This is a genomic window from Thioclava sp. ISO4 (assembly GCF_058105145.1).
Genome location: NZ_CM176571.1, coordinates 1,934,013 through 1,948,816 on the forward strand (window position 1 = coordinate 1,934,013; position 14,804 = coordinate 1,948,816).

Sequence of the window (14,804 nt, forward strand, 5' to 3'; positions counted from 1 at the left end):
CCTTCACCCGGCGCGCGAGATCCAGTCGGCGATCATCAGGTCGAGATGCGCGCCGCCGCCATTCTTGTAAAGCGTGATCTCTTCGGCGCTTTCCCGCCCGCGCGCGCCGCCGATCAGATCGTAGAGATCGGCCTTCACCGCCTCGGGCGTGATCACCCCTTCGCGGATCGGGATCAGCAGCTCGCCGATATGACCCAGCGTGGTGTCGCGGCTGTCGACGAAGAGGCTCGCGGTCGAGATCAGCGCATCGTCGGCCTCGCGCATATCGGCCTTATAGGCCCCGATCAGATCGACATGGGTGCCGGGCTTTACCCATGCGCCTTGCAGGACCGGCGCGCGCGCCATCGTGGCGCTGCTGACGATATCGGCCTCCGCCACCGCCTCGGCTAGATCGCTCACTGCGCGCAGGCTGATACCTTCGGGGGCGGGGCCAGCGGCCAGTTCCTGTGCCTGCTCGGGGCGGCGCGTCCAGAGCGTGATCTCCGTCAGCCCCGGAAAGCCCGCCGCATAGGCCGCGATCAGCGAGCGCGCGACCCGGCCCCCGCCCACGATCAACAGACGACGGCTGTCCGGGCGGGCGAGAAGCTGCGCGCCCAGAACGGAATCGGCGGCCGTCTTGAACTCGGTCACCAGCGGGCAATCGACGATCGCGGTGGGCTGGCCGTGCTCGGGCTCGAACACCACCATCGCGCCTTGCACCGTCGGCAGCCCCGCCTGCACATTGCCGTCGCAAACGGTGAAGGATTTCACCCCGTAGCCCAGCCCCGCAATATAGGCCGCGCGGCTCAGCAGCACCGCGTCAGAGGGCCCGAGAAACGTATCGCCCAGCTCCGCCTTCGGGCGCGTATGGCCCGCGCGCAGCGCCGCGATTGCGCCCGGCCAGTCCAGCTTCTCGGCGATGTCATAGGGGATGATCTTCGGGCTCATGCCGTCTCCTTCATTGTCTCGGGCGTCACAGAGGCGCCAGCCAGCGCGCCGGGGCCGACACCTCGCGCGGCCCGTTGGCGGTCCCGGTGATCGCATCGGCCAGTAGCGCGCCGCAGCCCGCCGAAAGCGTCCAGCCCAGTTGGCCGTGGCCCGCATTGACCCACAGATTTTCGTAAGACTTCACCCGGCCAAGGAAGGGCGGGCCATGCGGGGTCGAGGGCCGCAGCCCGGTCCACAGCACGGGCGGCGCATCGCTCACCGCATCGCCGAAGCGCGCGGCGACATAATCGGTCAGCACCTTGGTGCGATCCTCGCGCAGCGTCCGGTCGCGCCCGGCGAATTCGGCGATCGCGGTCACCCGCAAGACACCACCGTAAGAGGCCACGGCCAGCATCGTCGCCTCGTCGATATAAGGATGGAGGGGCAGGCGGTTTGGGTCGCGCACCTCCCATGTCCCCGAATAGCCCTTCACCGGGTAGATATCCGGCGCAAAGCCTAAGGGTCGCGCCAGATCGGGCGTCTCGATCCCTGCGGCGAGGATCACCTGCGCCGCAGGCAGCGTCTCATCGGCGAGGTTGACCCCGGTGATCTTGCCATGAGCCTGCGTGAACCCGGTCACCGCGCTGTTGTAGCGAAACTGCACGCCGTGCTTGGCGGTAAGGGTCTTGGCGGCGGCGCGGGTCACCTCGTGGCAATTGCCAGCAGCATCCATCGGCGAGAGGAACCCGCCCGCGAAACCCGCCTCGGCGAGCAGCGGATCGTTCTCGGCCAGCCAGTCCGGGCCGATCCGCGTCAGTCGCCCGTCGTCATGCGAGTCGATTTCGGCCGCGGCGTTATAGAGATACAGCCCGCCCTCGAAGCGGATGAGCGCCTCCAGTCCGAGCTCCTGCGCCATCTCGGGCAGGGCGGCGCGGGCGGTCTCGGCCAGCCGCATCATCCGCGCGGTATTGCGCGCCTGCGCGGCCCCGGTGCAGTTGCGCAGGAAAGTCGTCCCCCAGCGCCACAGCGCCGGATCGAAGGGCGCGGTCAGCTTCACGCCGGGATTGCGCCCCGCCATCGCGCGCAGCAGTTGCGGCAAGGCATCCGGCCCCGCCCAGGCGCTCGCATGGCCGATCGAGACGATCCCGGCATTCGCGCGCGAACACAGCTCCGCCGGGCCGGGCAGGCGGTCGATCACCGTCACGTCCAGCCCCCGGCGAGCCAGCGCCCATGCGGTCATCGTGCCCACGATCCCCGCTCCGATCACGATATGACGTGGCTGGCCCATCTTCGCTCCCGTCGGTTTCCAAGCTCTCAGGCCTCTTTGTGGCGGCAATCGCCGCAAGTGACCAGCCCCTGCGCCGTGTGGCCCCGTGCCGCTGCGTCCATCCGGGCGCGGGCCGGGCCACGGGCCTTGACCCGACTCGGCAATTGCGCATAAATGAACGTGCGTTCAATAAACCGGGGGAGGAGATCCGATGTTCGCAGGTTCGATGGAGTTCGATCTGGGCGAGGATATCGCCGCACTGCGCGATATGGTGCGCCGTTGGGCGTCCGAGCGTGTGGCCCCGATCGCGGCCAAAACCGATCTGGATAATGAGTTTCCGAACGAGCTTTGGACCGAGATGGGCGAGCTTGGCCTGCTCGGGATCACCGTGTCGGAAGAATATGGCGGGGCGGGGATGGGCTATCTCGCCCATGTCGTGGCCACCGAGGAAATCGCGCGGGCTTCGGCCTCGATTGCGCTCAGCTACGGCGCGCATTCCAACCTCTGCGTGAACCAGATCAAGCTGAACGGGTCGGACGCGCAGAAGAAGAAATACCTGCCCGGGCTGATCTCGGGCGAGTCCGTCGGTGCGCTGGCAATGTCGGAATCCGGCGCGGGGTCCGACGTGGTGGGTATGAAGCTCAAAGCCGAGAAGCGTAACGGCTATTACGTGCTGAACGGCCATAAATACTGGATCACCAACGGCCCCGATGCCGATACGCTCGTGGTCTATGCCAAGACCGACCCGGAGGCGGGCTCCAAGGGCATCACCGCCTTCATCGTCGAGAAGGATTTCAAGGGTTTCTCGACCTCCAAGCATTTCGACAAGCTCGGCATGCGCGGCTCGAACACGGCGCAGCTGTTCTTCGAGGATTGCGAAGTGCCCTTCGAGAACGTGCTGGGCGAAGAGGGGCGCGGCGTGCGCGTCCTGATGTCGGGCCTCGATTACGAGCGCGTGGTGCTTTCGGGCATCGGCACCGGTATCATGATGGCCTGCCTCGACGAGGTCGTGCCCTATTGCAAGGAGCGCGAGCAGTTCGGCCAGCCGATCGGGAATTTCCAGCTCATGCAGGGCAAGATTGCCGATATGTATGTCGCGATGAACACCGCGCGCGCCTACACTTACGAGGTCGCGAAGGCCTGTGATCGTGGCGCCGTGACGCGTCAGGATGCGGCGGCCACCGTGCTTTATGCGTCCGAGCAGGCGATGGTGCAGGCGCATCAGGCGGTGCAGGCCCTTGGCGGCGCCGGGTTCCTCAACGACTCCAACGTCTCGCGCCTGTTCCGGGACGCGAAGCTGATGGAGATCGGCGCGGGCACCTCGGAAATCCGCCGGATGCTCATCGGTCGCGAGATCATGGGAGCCGTCTGATGCGGGCGGGCGCTCTCCTCCTGATCGGGCTTGCAGCGCCTCTGGCGGCGCAGGCCCAAGGGACAGGGGCGGATTTCGATCCGGCCCCGTTGGAGAGCTGCCTGTCGAGTGCCGACGACCCTGCGTCCTGCATCGGCAAAGCGGCGGAGCACTGCATCGGCGGTGATGCAAGCGTCACCGACCGCCGCGCCTGCTATGATGCCGAGCGCGCCCTCTGGTCCGACCGGGCGGCGACAGCCCTCGACAGCTTGCGCCGGGCGGCGGCGGCCAGTGACGCGGCGCAAATCGTGGCGGGCAAGTCACCGTCGGGATTGCAAGGCGCGCAGCTGGGTGAGGCGGAAGCCGCCTGGGCGCGCTACCGCGATGGCGCCTGCGCTTATGGGGCCGCGCTGAAGGGCGAGGGCGCAGGGGCGGAGGAGGCGCGCTGCCTGATGCGCAAGACCGCGGAACATGCGATCGAACTGCAGGACTGGGCCGGATCGCTGGCTGGCGAGGCGCGCCCATGACACGGACACTCCGCCTTCACGGGCGCTCTGAGAAAAGGAAACGCGCGATGAAATTGGCATGGTTGCTGGGCGGTCTCCTGCTCGCCGCGCCCGCCTTGGCGCAGGAGCCGAGCGTCGATCCGGACGCGGTGCGCGCCTGTTTCGACGGGGCGAAGGATACCCATCCCGCCTGTATCGGCGAGGCGGCCGCCGCCTGTCAGGGTCAGCCGGGCGGCGATACGACACTCGGCATCTCGGCTTGCCTGCAAGGCGAGGCGCAGGTCTGGGACGATATCGCGAAGTCGCAATACAAGGCGGCGCGCGCCCGTCTGCTGGAGCAGGGCGGCACGGAACTCGCCAACAAGCTGCTCGATGCGCAAAGCGCGTGGGGACAGTATCGCGACGCCGATTGCGGGCTGCTCTACGAGATTTGGAAGGACGGCACGATCCGCACGGTCGTGGCGTCGCAATGCTACCTCGAGCGTACGGCGCAACGCGCGCTGGAACTGCGCGATTTGGGGAGGATGGAATGAAACTGTTATCGCAGGCCCTGACCTCGTCGGAGGACTTTCAGGCCAATCGCAAGGCGCATCTCGACGCGCTGTCGCAGATCGAAAACGCGGCCGCGCAGGCCGCCGCAGGCGGCGGCCCCGCCGCGCTGGAGCGGCACCTGTCGCGCGGCAAGATGGCGCCGCGCGAACGGGTGGCGGGGCTCCTGGATCCCGGCTCGCCGTTTCTGGAAATCGGCGCGACGGCGGCGCATGACATGTATGGCAATGCCGCGCCCTGTGCGGGCGTGATCGCCGGGATCGGCCGGGTGCAGGGCCAAGAGGTCATGGTGGTCGCCAACGACGCCACCGTGAAGGGCGGCACCTATTACCCGCTGACGGTGAAGAAGCACCTGCGCGCACAGGAAATCGCCGAGGAAAACCATCTCCCCTGCATCTACCTCGTCGACTCGGGCGGCGCGAACCTGCCCAATCAGGACGAGGTCTTCCCCGATCGCGACCATTTCGGGCGCATCTTCTACAATCAGGCCCGGATGTCCGCGAAGGGCATTGCCCAGATCGCCGTGGTGATGGGGTCGTGTACGGCAGGTGGCGCCTATGTGCCCGCGATGTCGGATGTGACGATCATCGTGAAGGAGCAGGGCACGATCTTCCTCGCGGGCCCGCCTCTGGTGAAGGCCGCGACGGGCGAGGTGGTCACCGCTGAAGACCTCGGCGGCGGCGATGTGCATACGCGCCTCTCCGGCGTGGCCGATTATCTGGCTGAAGACGACGCCCATGCGCTGGCGCTGGCGCGCCGCGCGGTCGGTAATCTCAACTGCACGAAACCTTCGACGGTGAACTGGCAATCGCCCGAGGAGCCCGCCTACGACCCCGAGGAAATCCTCGGCGTCGTCCCGGCGGACCTGCGCACCCCCTATGACATCCGCGAGGTCATCGCGCGTCTCGTGGACGGCTCGCGCTTCGACGAGTTCAAGCCGCGCTTCGGCGAGACGATCGTCACCGGCTTCGCCCATGTGAAAGGCTGCCCCGTCGGCATCGTCGCCAATAACGGCGTGCTGTTCTCGGAAGCGGCCCAGAAGGCCGCGCATTTCATCGAGCTGTGCTCGCAGCGCTCGATCCCGCTGGTCTTCCTGCAGAACATCACCGGCTTCATGGTCGGGCGCAAATATGAAAACGAGGGCATCGCGCGTCATGGCGCGAAGATGGTCACCGCCGTCGCCACCACCTCGGTGCCGAAGATCACGATGCTGGTCGGCGGCTCCTTCGGGGCGGGCAATTACGGCATGGCGGGGCGCGCCTATTCCCCGCGCTTCCTCTGGACCTGGCCTAACTCGCGGATCTCCGTGATGGGCGGCGAACAGGCCGCAGGCGTGCTCGCCACCGTCAAACGCGACGGGATCGAGCGCAAGGGGGGGCAGTGGTCGGCGGAAGAAGAGGCCGAGTTCAAGCGCCCCACCATCGAGATGTTCGAGCGCCAGTCGCACCCGCTCTACGCCTCGGCGCGGCTCTGGGATGACGGCATCATCGATCCGCGCAAATCTCGCGACGTGCTGGCGCTCTCGCTCTCCGCCGCGCTCAACGCTCCGATCGAGCCGACCCGCTTCGGCCTGTTCCGGATGTAACTTTCATGCCTCCGGCGGGGATATTTGGACCAAGGCGAAACGCAAACTTTCGACTTGGCCGAAATATCCCGGGGGGCTCCGCAGGAGCGGGGGCAGCGCCCCCTCCGACGCTCTCAAAGGGGAGACCGACATGTTTTCCAAGATCCTGATCGCCAATCGCGGGGAGATCGCCTGCCGCGTTATCGAGACCGCACGCAAACTGGGCCTGGCGACCGTTGCCGTCTATTCCGAAGCCGACAGCGAGGCGCGCCATGTGGCGATGGCCGACGAGGCGGTGGCCATTGGCGGCCCCGCGCCCAAAGACAGCTATCTGCGCGGTGATGCGATCATCGACGCGGCCAAACAGACCGGCGCGCAGGCGATCCATCCGGGCTATGGGTTCCTCTCGGAGAACCCCGATTTCGTGGACGCCGTCGAGGCGGCGGGGCTGGTCTTCATCGGCCCCTCGGCCAAGGCGATCCGCGCGATGGGGCTCAAGGACGCGGCCAAGGCGCTGATGGAAAAGGCGGGCGTGCCCGTCGTGCCGGGCTATCACGGCGACAATCAGGACCCCGAGCATCTCGCGGGCGCGGCCGACACGATCGGCTACCCGGTGCTGATCAAGGCGGTCGCGGGCGGCGGCGGCAAGGGGATGCGGCTGGTCGAGGCGCCGTCCGACTTCGCGGATGCACTGGCTTCCGCGCAGGGCGAGGCGCAGACCGCCTTTGGCAATCCCGCCGTGCTGATCGAGAAATTCATCGGCTCGCCGCGCCATATCGAAGTGCAGGTCTTCGGCGATGGCGAGGAAGCGGTGCATCTGTTCGAGCGCGACTGTTCGCTCCAGCGCCGCCACCAGAAGGTGATCGAAGAGGCCCCGGCGCCGGGCATGACGCCCGAGATGCGCGACGCGATGGGGCAGGCGGCCACCCGCGCGGCGGAAGCGATCGGCTATAAGGGCGCGGGCACGGTGGAGTTCATCGTGGACGGCTCGGACGGGCTGCGCCCGGATCGGTTCTGGTTCATGGAGATGAACACCCGCCTGCAGGTCGAGCATCCCGTGACCGAAGCGATCACCGGGGTCGATCTGGTCGAGTGGCAATTGCGGGTGGCGAGCGGTGAGCCGCTGCCCTGCGCCCAAGGCGATCTGAGCATCACCGGCCATGCGTTCGAGGCCCGGCTTTATGCCGAGGACGTGCCCGCGGGCTTCCTGCCTGCGACGGGGACGCTCTCGCATCTGCGCTTTGCCGATGGGTGCCGTGCCGATACCGGGGTGCGCACGGGCGACACGATCAGCCCGTGGTACGATCCGATGATCGCCAAGGTCATCACCCATGGGCCGACGCGGGCGACCGCGCTGGGGCAACTCGCACGTGCCTTGGAAGAGACGGAAGTGGCGGGCACGGTGACCAACCTCGCCTTCCTCGCGCGGCTCGCGCGGCACGAGGGCTTCGCGCAGGGCAAGGTCGATACCGGGCTGATCGGGCGCGAGATCGACGCGCTCGCCGCCCCGACCGAGACGCCGGTTGCCGCGAAAGCGCTCGCCGTGATCGCCGCTGCCGGGCTCTGGGACGGCGATGCGAGCGGCTTCAGCCTCTGGCAGTCGCCGCGCCGCGCCGTGCCCTTCGAGGAAGAGGCCGCGATCCGGGTGCATGGGCCGGGCCAAGTCACGGTCGAGTTGGGCGAGGAGGCTCATACGTGCGAGCTGGCCGAGGATGGCTGGCGGGTGAATGGTGCGAAGACCGGCGCGCGGATGGCGCAGTCGGACGGGGCGATCACCATCTTCCTGCATGGCGCGCATCGCTTCGACATCCCCGACCCGCTGGCGCGCGGGGCGGATGCCGACGCCTCCGATCTGACGCTGGCGCCGATGCCGGGGCTGGTGAAGGCGGTCTTCGTCTCTGCCGGCGACACGGTGGCGGCGGGTGATCGGCTTGCCATCATGGAAGCGATGAAGATGGAACACACGATGCGCGCAGCCCGCGACGGTGTGGTGGCCGAGGTGCTGGTGACTGAGGGCGCACAGGTCGAAGCGGGCGCTGCGCTCATCCGGCTGGAGGACGAGGCATGATCCGACTGCATCACATCCCCGGCGCGCGCTCGATGCGGGTGCTGTGGCTGCTGGAGGAGATGGGGCTCGATTACGAGCTTCAGACATGGTCGCTCACCGATGGCTCGCTGCGCAGCCCGGAGTTTCGCGAACTCTCGCCCGCCGGGCGCATCCCGGCGCTGGAGATCGACGGGCGGTCGATCTTCGAGAGCGGCGCGATCATCGAATACCTGACCGAGACCCGGCCCGAGACAGGGCTGGCCCCGGTTCCGGGAGAGCCCACCCGCGCGGATTTCCTCGAATGGGTGCATTTCGCGGAGACGCAGGGCAACATCCTGCAAAGCCTTAACATTCAGCATATCTTCCTGCGTCCGCCCGAGGCGCGCTCGCCCGCGATGATGGCGCTCGAGACGAAGCGGCTCGGCGTGACGATGAAGGCGCTCGAGGCGCATCTGGCCGGGCGCGATTGGCTGATCGGGACGTTCTCGGCGGCCGACTGCATGATGGGGTTCAATATCGACGCGATGTTCCGCTTCGTGCCGCGCGAGGGCTTCCCGAACATCTCTGCCTATCGCGACCGGATCGAGGCGCGGCCCGCCTATCAGCGCGCGGTCGCGAAGGGCGGGGCGAGCATGTATGCGCAGGATTTCTACGAGCTGCCCCCGATGGAGCAAACCAATGGCTGAGAGTGTCGAAATCTTCGAGATGGCCCCGCGTGACGGGCTGCAGAACGAGAAACGGCAGATCGCGCTTTCCGACAAGATCGCGCTGGTCGATTGCCTGAGCCGGGCCGGGTTCCGCCGGATCGAGGTGGGGTCTTTCGTCAGCCCGAAATGGGTGCCGCAAATGGCCGACTCGGCGGAGGTCTTCGCCGGGATCGCGCGCCGCCCCGGTATTTCCTACGCGGCGCTGACGCCGAACATGAAGGGCTATGAGGCGGCGAAAGCGGCCAAGGTCGATGAGGTTTCGATCTTCGCCTCTGCCTCCGAGGGATTTTCGCGCGCGAACCTCAATTGTTCGATCAGTGAAAGCCTGGAGCGGTTCGCGCCGATCATGGAGGCTGCGAAAGTCGATAATATGAAAGTCCGCGGCTACATCTCTGTCGTCACGGATTGCCCCTTCGACGGGAAAACGCCGCCGAAGAACGTGGCCCGGGTCGCAGCGCAACTGCGCGACATGGGCTGTTACGAGATCAGCCTCGGCGACACGATCGGGCAGGGCACGCCCGAAAGCGTGACGGCGATGTTGCGCGCGGTGTTGGAAGAGGTCCCGGCGGAAAAGCTCGCCGGGCATTTCCACGACACCTCCGGGCGGGCGCTGGAGAATATCGAAGCCTCGCTGGCGATGGGCCTGCGGGTATTCGACGCCTGCGTCGGCGGTCTGGGCGGTTGTCCCTATGCGCCCGGCGCGGCTGGCAATGTTGCGACCGAAGCGGTGCAGGCGCGTCTCGCGGCTCTGGGCTACGAGACCGGGCTGGATACGGCTGTTCTGGCCGAGGCCGCCGCGATGGCGAAGAAGATGAAAGGGCAGGGCGATGTTTGAGACGATCAAGACCGAGACCGATGCGCGTGGCATCGCGCGGCTCACGCTGGCGCGTTCGGAGAAGCATAACGCGCTCTCCGAGCAGATGATGGAGGAAATCACCGCGGCGATCGGCCAGCTTGGCTCGGACGACGCCGTGCGCGTGGTGATCCTCGCCGCCGAAGGGCGCAGCTTCTGCGCGGGTGGCGATCTGAAATGGATGCAGAGCCAGATCGCGGCGGGCGCGAAAGAGCGTGCGGCGGCGGCGCGCAAGCTCGCGGGGATGCTGCAGGCGCTCAACACCTGCCCGAAGCCGGTGATCGGCGCGGTGCAGGGCAACGCCTTCGGCGGCGGCATCGGCATGATGTCGGTCTGTGACGTGGCCATCGGCGTCGAGGGCGCGAAATTCGGGCTGACCGAAACGCGGCTGGGCCTGACGCCCGCGACGATCTCTCCTTATGTCGTCGCGCGCATGGGCGAGGCGCGGGCACGCCGCGTCTTCATGTCCTCGCGGATCTTCGAGGCCGCCGAGGCGCGTGATCTCGGATTGCTGGCCAAGGTGGTCCTGCCCGAGGTGCTGGAGCGCGCCGTGATGGCCGAGGCTGAGCCCTATCTCGCCTGCGCGCCGGGGGCGGTGGGCGAGGCCAAGGCCCTGGTCCGCGCGCTGGGGCCGCGGATCGACGAGAGCGTGATCGACATGACGATCGAGGCGTTGGTGACTCGCTGGGAATCCGCCGAGTCGGATGAAGGAATCACCGCGTTTTTCGAGAAGCGCGATCCGGCATGGAAAGCTTAAGGCAGCCTTACGCAGCGCCCCGCACCGCGCAGGGCGAATATTCCGAAAATTCAAACCACCGTTAAGTTTGATCAAAGGCTGCGCTGCGGCAAAAGCGGCGCAGTCCAACACGGGCAGGCTCTGAGCGCCATTCGGAGCACGAAAATTTCGCATACATTCGTATGCAAAAAGCGCCCGTGGCCCGCATTTGCATGATTTTCCGGCCTGCTCTCGGTTGACCCCAATGGGGCGCAAGGCTATTGCTCGCCTAGCCAGAACCTGCGCGACAAGTCGTCGCGATGTTAGGGAGCCAAGCCCATGCATGACATGCTGCGCGAATATCTTCCCATCCTCATCTTTCTCGCCATGGCGATCGTGTTGGGCCTTGTGCTCATGCTCGCCGCGGCAGTGGTGGCGGTCCGCAATCCCGACCCTGAGAAGGTGTCGGCCTACGAATGCGGCTTCAACGCCTTCGACGATGCCCGGATGAAGTTCGACGTTCGTTTCTACCTCGTTTCCATCCTCTTCATCATTTTCGATCTCGAAGTGGCCTTCCTCTTCCCTTGGGCGGTGGCCTTCGGTCAGCTTTCCATGGTCGGATTCTGGTCGATGATGGTCTTCCTGACGGTTCTGACCGTAGGATTCGCATATGAGTGGAAGAAAGGGGCGCTGGAATGGGCGTGATGACCTCTGCCAATACCGCCGGTGCGGATCGCGAAGTCGCGACGCAGACACTGAACAAGGAACTGCAGGACAAAGGCTTCCTGCTGACTTCCACCGAAGACATCATCAACTGGGCGCGCAACGGTTCGCTGCACTGGATGACCTTCGGCCTCGCCTGCTGCGCCGTCGAGATGATGCAGGTCTCGATGCCGCGCTACGACCTCGAGCGCTTCGGCACCGCGCCGCGCGCAAGCCCGCGACAGTCCGACCTGATGATCGTCGCCGGCACCCTGACCAACAAGATGGCGCCCGCTCTGCGCAAGGTCTACGACCAGATGCCCGAGCCGCGCTACGTGATCTCGATGGGTTCCTGCGCGAATGGCGGTGGCTATTACCACTACAGCTATTCGGTGGTGCGCGGCTGCGACCGCGTCGTGCCGGTCGATATCTACGTTCCGGGCTGCCCGCCCACGGCGGAGGCGCTGCTTTACGGCATCCTTCAGCTGCAACGCAAAATCCGCCGCACCGGCACGCTGGTGCGCTGAGGAGAGCGAGAGATGGACGATACTGCCCTTCGCGAACTGGCCGGCCATATCGAGCTGAAGCGCCCCGATGACGTGGTCTCCACCGAGATCGCCTTCAACGAGCTGACGGTCACGATCACCGCGCAATCCGTTCCCGGTTTCACCGAGTTCCTGCGCGACGATCCGAATTGCCGCTTCACGAACCTCGTGGACATCACCGCCATCGACTGGCCCGAACGCCCGCAGCGCTTCGATGTCGTCTGGCATTACCTGTCGATGTATCGCAACCAGCGCATCCGCATTAAGGCGGCGATCCGCGAAGAGGACATGGTGCCCTCGATCACCAAGCTGCACCCCTGTGCCGATTGGTTCGAGCGCGAGATTTTCGACATGTTCGGCATCCTGTTCTCGGGCCACCCGGACCTGCGCCGTCTGCTGACCGATTACGGGTTCCGCGGCCATCCGCTGCGCAAGGATTTCCCGACGACGGGCTATGTCGAAGTGCGTTACGACGAAGTGCTCAAGCGCGTCGTCTATGAGCCGGTGAAGCTGACGCAGGAATACCGGCAGTTCGATTTCCTCTCGCCATGGGAAGGCGCGAAATACATTCTTCCCGGTGACGAGAAGGGCGAGGAGGCGAAATGATGGACGGCGATATCCGCAACAATGTCTATGATGACGGCTCGAGGGACACGCTGACCGACGAGCAGCGCATCCGTAACTTCAACATCAACTTCGGTCCCCAACACCCGGCCGCCCACGGCGTGCTGCGCATGGTGCTGGAGCTGGACGGCGAGGTGGTGGAACGCGCCGACCCGCATATCGGGCTGCTGCACCGTGGCACCGAGAAGCTGATGGAAAGCCGCACCTATCTGCAGAACCTGCCTTACTTCAATCGCCTCGACTATGTCGCGCCGATGAACCAGGAACATGCGTGGTGCCTCGCCATCGAGAAGCTGACCGGCGTGGAAGTGCCGCGTCGCGGCTCGCTGATCCGCGTGCTCTATTCCGAGATCGGGCGCATCCTGAACCACCTGCTCAACGTCACGACGCAGGCGATGGACGTGGGCGCGCTGACGCCCCCGCTCTGGGGTTTCGAAGAGCGCGAGAAGCTGATGGTCTTCTACGAGCGGGCCTGCGGCGCGCGTCTGCACTCGGCCTATTTCCGGCCCGGCGGCGTCCACCAGGACCTGCCGCCGAAGCTGCTCGACGATATCGAGACATGGGCGCATGAGTTCCCGAAAGTGCTCGACGATATCGAAGGGCTGCTGACCGAGAACCGCATCTTCAAGCAGCGCAACGTCGATATCTGCGTCATCTCCGAGGAGGAGATCCAGCAATGGGGCTATTCCGGCGTGATGGTTCGTGGCTCCGGCCTTGCATGGGACCTGCGCCGCGCGCAGCCCTACGAGTGCTATGACGAGTTCGACTTCCAGATTCCGGTCGGCAAAAACGGCGATTGCTACGACCGCTACCTCTGCCGGATGGCCGAGATGCGCGAGTCGACCAAGATCGTCCTGCAAGCGATCGAGAAGCTGCGGATGCCGGAAAATCAGGGCGACGTGCTCGCCCGTGGCAAGGTGACCCCGCCGAAGCGGTCGGAGATGAAGCGCTCGATGGAAGCGCTGATCCACCACTTCAAGCTTTATACCGAAGGCTTCCACGTCCCCGCGGGCGAGGTTTATGCCGCCGTCGAAGCGCCCAAGGGCGAGTTCGGCGTCTATCTGGTGGCCGACGGCACGAACAAGCCGTATCGCGCGAAGATCCGCGCTCCGGGTTACCTGCATCTGCAATCCATGGATCACGTCGCCAAGGGGCACATGCTCGCCGACGTGTCTGCAATCATCGGCACGATGGACATCGTGTTCGGGGAGGTTGACCGCTAATGCTTCGCCGTCTTTACCCGGAACAACCCGATAGTTTCGAGTTCACGCCCGAGAACCTCGCATGGGCCAAGGCCCAGATGACCAAGTTCCCGGTCGGCCGTCAGGCCTCGGCGATCATCCCGCTGCTGTTCCGCGCGCAGGAACAGGAAGGCTGGCTGAGCCGTCCGGCAATCGAATACGTCGCCGAGATGCTCGACATGCCCTATATGCGGGCGCTCGAGGTCGCGACCTTCTACTTCATGTTCCAGCTGGCCCCGGTCGGCTCGGTCGCCCACCTACAGATCTGCGGCACGACCTCGTGCATGATCTGCGGCGCGGAAGACCTGATGAAGGTCTGCAAGGAAAAGATCGCGCCCGAGCCGTTCCAGCTCTCGGACGATGGCAAGTTCTCGTGGGAAGAGGTCGAATGCCTCGGCGCCTGTGCGAACGCCCCGATGATGCAGGTCGGCAAGGATTACTACGAAGACCTGACCGAAGAGCGCCTCGCGGAGCTGATCGACGAGATGGGCAAGGGCGACGTGCCGAAGCCCGGCTCGCAGACCGGCCGCTTCTCGTCCGAGCCCGCTTCGGGCCTGACCGCGCTCACCGAGAGCAAGGGCGACAAGGAAGAGTACAACGCTTCGGTCGATCTCGCGGTCGATATCGGCGACACGATCAAGCGCATCGACGGCACCGAAGTGCCGCTCGCCGCACCGTGGCAAAGCTCGGGCCAGCGCGGTCCAATCGGCACGATGGGGCAGGAGCGTCCGCGCTCTGCCGCGCAACAGGACGAGGCGCGCAAGGCCGCCAAGAAAACCGAGGCCAAGCCCGCCAAGGACGCGCCCGCCGACAAGACCGGCGTGACGAAATCCGAAGCGCAGGCCACCTCGAAGGCTCGCCCGGCGTCCAAGCGCGAGCCCGAAGGCACCGAGGCTGAGGCCGCGGAGGCAGAGGCGGGCGAGAAGCCCAAGCTGCTCGACGCGCCGCGCGACGGTGGGGCCGATGACCTCAAGATGATCAAGGGCGTCGGGCCGAAGCTCGAGACGCTTCTGCATTCGATGGGCATCTATCACTTCGACCAGATCGCTGGCTGGACCGATGCGGAACTCGCTTGGGTCGACAGCAATCTCGAAGGGTTCAAAGGTCGCGCGACGCGTGACGACTGGAAAGGTCAGGCAGAGAAACTGGCCAGCGGGGCGGAGACCGAATTCTCGTCGCGCGCAAAGAAAGACGGCATTTACGAATAAGCGCAACAGGGTAGAGACC

15 protein-coding genes are annotated in these 14,804 nt (G+C 65.8%); 13 read left to right on the top strand and 2 right to left on the bottom strand.

The genetic code is table 11. The features are described 5' to 3' along the window. Positions 1–3: 3 nt before the first annotated feature. Together AC2TZ7_RS09560 and AC2TZ7_RS09565 are read right to left on the bottom strand one after the other, a co-directional pair. Positions 4–927, bottom strand: coding sequence for an ornithine cyclodeaminase family protein (locus AC2TZ7_RS09560; protein WP_489866728.1), 924 nt, complete (start codon positions 925–927; stop codon positions 4–6). A gap of 25 nt (positions 928–952) precedes the next feature. Then, positions 953–2,194 carry an FAD-dependent oxidoreductase gene (locus AC2TZ7_RS09565; RefSeq protein WP_489866729.1) on the bottom strand — a complete coding sequence of 414 codons (1,242 nt, stop codon included), beginning with the start codon at positions 2,192–2,194 and terminating at the stop codon, positions 953–955. 190 nt (positions 2,195–2,384) lie between these two features. Between AC2TZ7_RS09565 and AC2TZ7_RS09570 the strand changes: the two genes are divergently transcribed. From AC2TZ7_RS09570 to AC2TZ7_RS09630, 13 genes are all read left to right on the top strand, one after another. After that, the gene (locus AC2TZ7_RS09570) at positions 2,385–3,545 is read left to right on the top strand and encodes an isovaleryl-CoA dehydrogenase (RefSeq protein WP_098410551.1); all 1,161 of its coding nucleotides are present in this window, start codon (positions 2,385–2,387) and stop codon (positions 3,543–3,545) included. Further along, on the top strand, positions 3,545–4,051 hold the full coding sequence (locus tag AC2TZ7_RS09575) for a lysozyme inhibitor LprI family protein (protein WP_489866730.1): 507 nt from the start codon (positions 3,545–3,547) through the stop codon (positions 4,049–4,051). The genes AC2TZ7_RS09570 and AC2TZ7_RS09575 overlap by 1 nt, the downstream gene beginning before the upstream one ends. A 47-nt stretch (positions 4,052–4,098) precedes the next feature. After that, entirely contained in the window at positions 4,099–4,563 is a 465-nt protein-coding gene (locus tag AC2TZ7_RS09580) for a lysozyme inhibitor LprI family protein (RefSeq protein ID WP_489866731.1), read from the top strand. Further along, a complete protein-coding gene (locus tag AC2TZ7_RS09585) occupies positions 4,560–6,164 on the top strand; it encodes a carboxyl transferase domain-containing protein (RefSeq protein ID WP_489866732.1) in 1,605 nt (534 codons plus the stop codon). Before AC2TZ7_RS09580 ends, AC2TZ7_RS09585 begins: the two co-directional genes overlap by 4 nt. Before the next feature lie 130 nt (positions 6,165–6,294). Continuing rightward, positions 6,295–8,211, top strand: coding sequence for an acetyl/propionyl/methylcrotonyl-CoA carboxylase subunit alpha (locus AC2TZ7_RS09590; protein ID WP_489866733.1), 1,917 nt, complete (start codon positions 6,295–6,297; stop codon positions 8,209–8,211). After that, the gene (locus AC2TZ7_RS09595) at positions 8,208–8,876 is read left to right on the top strand and encodes a glutathione S-transferase family protein (RefSeq protein ID WP_489866734.1); all 669 of its coding nucleotides are present in this window, start codon (positions 8,208–8,210) and stop codon (positions 8,874–8,876) included. Before AC2TZ7_RS09590 ends, AC2TZ7_RS09595 begins: the two co-directional genes overlap by 4 nt. Further along, positions 8,869–9,732, top strand: coding sequence for a hydroxymethylglutaryl-CoA lyase (locus tag AC2TZ7_RS09600; RefSeq protein ID WP_489866735.1), 864 nt, complete (start codon positions 8,869–8,871; stop codon positions 9,730–9,732). The genes AC2TZ7_RS09595 and AC2TZ7_RS09600 overlap by 8 nt, the downstream gene beginning before the upstream one ends. Beyond that, positions 9,725–10,507 (top strand): crotonase/enoyl-CoA hydratase family protein, encoded by a 783-nt coding sequence (locus AC2TZ7_RS09605; RefSeq protein ID WP_274962648.1) that lies wholly within the window; start codon positions 9,725–9,727, stop codon positions 10,505–10,507. Before AC2TZ7_RS09600 ends, AC2TZ7_RS09605 begins: the two co-directional genes overlap by 8 nt. 297 nt (positions 10,508–10,804) lie before the next feature. Then, positions 10,805–11,170, top strand: a complete 366-nt coding sequence (locus tag AC2TZ7_RS09610) for an NADH-quinone oxidoreductase subunit A (RefSeq protein ID WP_078519432.1) — start codon at positions 10,805–10,807, stop codon at positions 11,168–11,170. Continuing rightward, positions 11,170–11,694: a NuoB/complex I 20 kDa subunit family protein gene (locus tag AC2TZ7_RS09615; protein WP_075774728.1), complete on the top strand. Its 525-nt coding sequence runs from the start codon at positions 11,170–11,172 to the stop codon at positions 11,692–11,694. The genes AC2TZ7_RS09610 and AC2TZ7_RS09615 overlap by 1 nt, the downstream gene beginning before the upstream one ends. A gap of 12 nt (positions 11,695–11,706) precedes the next feature. Then, positions 11,707–12,318, top strand: coding sequence for an NADH-quinone oxidoreductase subunit C (locus AC2TZ7_RS09620; RefSeq protein WP_098410559.1), 612 nt, complete (start codon positions 11,707–11,709; stop codon positions 12,316–12,318). Continuing rightward, the gene (locus AC2TZ7_RS09625) at positions 12,315–13,559 is read left to right on the top strand and encodes an NADH-quinone oxidoreductase subunit D (RefSeq protein ID WP_134332052.1); all 1,245 of its coding nucleotides are present in this window, start codon (positions 12,315–12,317) and stop codon (positions 13,557–13,559) included. Before AC2TZ7_RS09620 ends, AC2TZ7_RS09625 begins: the two co-directional genes overlap by 4 nt. Then, complete coding sequence (locus AC2TZ7_RS09630) at positions 13,559–14,785, top strand: NADH-quinone oxidoreductase subunit E (RefSeq protein WP_489866736.1); 1,227 nt, start codon at positions 13,559–13,561, stop codon at positions 14,783–14,785. Before AC2TZ7_RS09625 ends, AC2TZ7_RS09630 begins: the two co-directional genes overlap by 1 nt. The last annotated feature ends 19 nt before the right edge of the window (positions 14,786–14,804 follow it).

Bases quoted from the DNA above. Each gene is read 5' to 3' on its own strand.
- AC2TZ7_RS09560 (WP_489866728.1), bottom strand. From the start codon at position 927: ATGAGCCCGAAGATCATCCCCTATGACATCGCCGAGAAGCTGGACTGG.
- AC2TZ7_RS09565 (WP_489866729.1), bottom strand. From the start codon at position 2,194: ATGGGCCAGCCACGTCATATCGTGATCGGAGCGGGGATCGTGGGCACG.
- AC2TZ7_RS09570 (WP_098410551.1), top strand. From the start codon at position 2,385: ATGTTCGCAGGTTCGATGGAGTTCGATCTGGGCGAGGATATCGCCGCA.
- AC2TZ7_RS09575 (WP_489866730.1), top strand. From the start codon at position 3,545: ATGCGGGCGGGCGCTCTCCTCCTGATCGGGCTTGCAGCGCCTCTGGCG.
- AC2TZ7_RS09580 (WP_489866731.1), top strand. From the start codon at position 4,099: ATGAAATTGGCATGGTTGCTGGGCGGTCTCCTGCTCGCCGCGCCCGCC.
- AC2TZ7_RS09585 (WP_489866732.1), top strand. From the start codon at position 4,560: ATGAAACTGTTATCGCAGGCCCTGACCTCGTCGGAGGACTTTCAGGCC.
- AC2TZ7_RS09590 (WP_489866733.1), top strand. From the start codon at position 6,295: ATGTTTTCCAAGATCCTGATCGCCAATCGCGGGGAGATCGCCTGCCGC.
- AC2TZ7_RS09595 (WP_489866734.1), top strand. From the start codon at position 8,208: ATGATCCGACTGCATCACATCCCCGGCGCGCGCTCGATGCGGGTGCTG.
- AC2TZ7_RS09600 (WP_489866735.1), top strand. From the start codon at position 8,869: ATGGCTGAGAGTGTCGAAATCTTCGAGATGGCCCCGCGTGACGGGCTG.
- AC2TZ7_RS09605 (WP_274962648.1), top strand. From the start codon at position 9,725: ATGTTTGAGACGATCAAGACCGAGACCGATGCGCGTGGCATCGCGCGG.
- AC2TZ7_RS09610 (WP_078519432.1), top strand. From the start codon at position 10,805: ATGCATGACATGCTGCGCGAATATCTTCCCATCCTCATCTTTCTCGCC.
- AC2TZ7_RS09615 (WP_075774728.1), top strand. From the start codon at position 11,170: ATGACCTCTGCCAATACCGCCGGTGCGGATCGCGAAGTCGCGACGCAG.
- AC2TZ7_RS09620 (WP_098410559.1), top strand. From the start codon at position 11,707: ATGGACGATACTGCCCTTCGCGAACTGGCCGGCCATATCGAGCTGAAG.
- AC2TZ7_RS09625 (WP_134332052.1), top strand. From the start codon at position 12,315: ATGATGGACGGCGATATCCGCAACAATGTCTATGATGACGGCTCGAGG.
- AC2TZ7_RS09630 (WP_489866736.1), top strand. From the start codon at position 13,559: ATGCTTCGCCGTCTTTACCCGGAACAACCCGATAGTTTCGAGTTCACG.